Source organism: Vagococcus allomyrinae, assembly GCF_017829975.1.
In the GTDB taxonomy this organism is placed as follows: domain Bacteria; phylum Bacillota; class Bacilli; order Lactobacillales; family Vagococcaceae; genus Vagococcus_D; species Vagococcus_D allomyrinae.
Map to the genome: position 1 here is coordinate 1 of NZ_JAEEGA010000041.1, position 1,804 is coordinate 1,804.

General features: G+C 36.8%; 1 protein-coding gene. It reads right to left on the reverse strand.

The window, feature by feature from the left end:
• Positions 1–1,663, reverse strand: a 1,663-nt coding sequence (locus tag I6N95_RS26860; RefSeq protein ID WP_245249899.1) for an IS1182 family transposase, incomplete at its 3' end; no start/stop codon positions are given.
• Positions 1,664–1,804 lie beyond the last annotated feature (141 nt).

Here is a 1,804-nt window from a genome sequence, read left to right on the forward strand (position 1 = left end):
GAGGCTGACCCATAAGTCTCAACCATGATAATAAGGACGCAAAAATCAGAAAACTGATTTTTGTGTCCTTATTTCTTTGCTTATTTTTATTAAAACACTGTCTTGCGACAGTCATCTTCCTTAAATTGGTGGCCATTAAGGCAAACCCTAACTCGTTTTTAACCTTGTCTTTACCCCTAACTGATAAGCGAGTGAACCCTAAATTAGCCTTCAGGTTTCCGAAGGCTGGTTCTACATCTATTTTTCTACGACGATAAATATCCCCGGTTTCTTTTGTCACTAATAGCTCTCTCGCATGGGCTTTGAAGTACTCCCAATTGCCATTCTTTTGTATCACACGATTTCGATTACTTTTAACTGTCGTACAGTGAGAACGAAGTGGACAATTTGAACAATCTTCACACTCATACATTTTAAGTTGGCGTTTAAAACCATATTTATCTGTCCGTGTACTATAATTTCTAAATCTTACCTCACGGCTATTCGGACAGACATAATGATCCATTAATTCGTCATACGCCCAGTTCTGCGTGTGAAATGGATTCTGCTTAAACTTTTTTGTTTGTTCTTTTTGATACATGGTATAAGTGATTAAAGGCGTCCGCTCAAAATCATCCATGATGGCTTGGTAATTTTCTTCACTGCCATAACCGGCATCTGCGACAATATACTGAGGTAAATCAAAGTAGTTTTCTTTAATTGTGCTTAGAAAAGGGAGGAGGGTTTTAAAATCCGTTGGATTTGGAAAAATGTCGTAAGCCAAGACATACTGATTGTTTGTCGCTATTTGTAAATTATAGCCCGGTTTTAATTGTCCATTCCTCATATGGTCGTCTTTCATTCGCATAAAGGTGGCGTCGGAATCTGTTTTTGAATAACTATTTCGCTCTCCTAATTGCTTTCGATGTGCTCGATAGTTTTCTTTTCTTGCCTTGAAATCGTTAAATTGTTTCAATAGCTTTCTAGGTTCTTTTCTTTCGGAACGAATGGTCTTACGTTCTTCCGTTGTTTCTGACGCCTCTATTTGAGCGGTTAATTCATCGACTTTTTGTTCTAAAGATTGAACGATCGTCGAAAAATTCTCTTCTGTCAGTTGATCCTCTTCCTCTTTTAAAGCGGGAATGATTTCATCCTCAACCATTTTTTGATAGAGTTCTTTTGATTTTTTTGTCAAACTCTTCTCATAATTATTAATGCTTTTCTTCCAAACAAATGTGTACTTATTCGCATTGGCTTCCAGTTTAGTTCCATCAATAAAAATGGCGTCGGTGTCAATCAACTCCTGTGAGACTAATTGGTTTCTGAATTGGACAAAACACTCTTCTAAAAGAGGTTGAACAATTGGATTCACCCGAAAGCGATTAATGGTTCTAAAATTAGGATAGTGGGATTGCGTTAACCAACGAGCACGAATACTATCTTTGGAGAGGCTTTCTATTTTTCTGCCTGAAAAAATCGATTGCGTATAGCCACATAAAATGAGCTTCAACATCATTCGTGGGTGGTAGGAAGAGGCGCCCATTTGATGATGAAAGGGTTCAAAAGCGATATCAGGAATACTTTCCACTAGTTGATTGATGGCGAAAGCAATATCATGTTCTTCCAATTCATTTTCTAAATCGAGTGATAAAACGACCTGTTTCATGTTATAATTTTTATACATAGATAGCACTCCCTTTAATTATTGATTAGGTACTTTAATTATACAAGGAAGTGCTATTTATTTCGTCAAAAAAGGCCAAAAATCTTAAAAAAGATTTTTGGCCTTTTGGCTTATGTTGAGGACTTATGGGTCAGCCTCTTT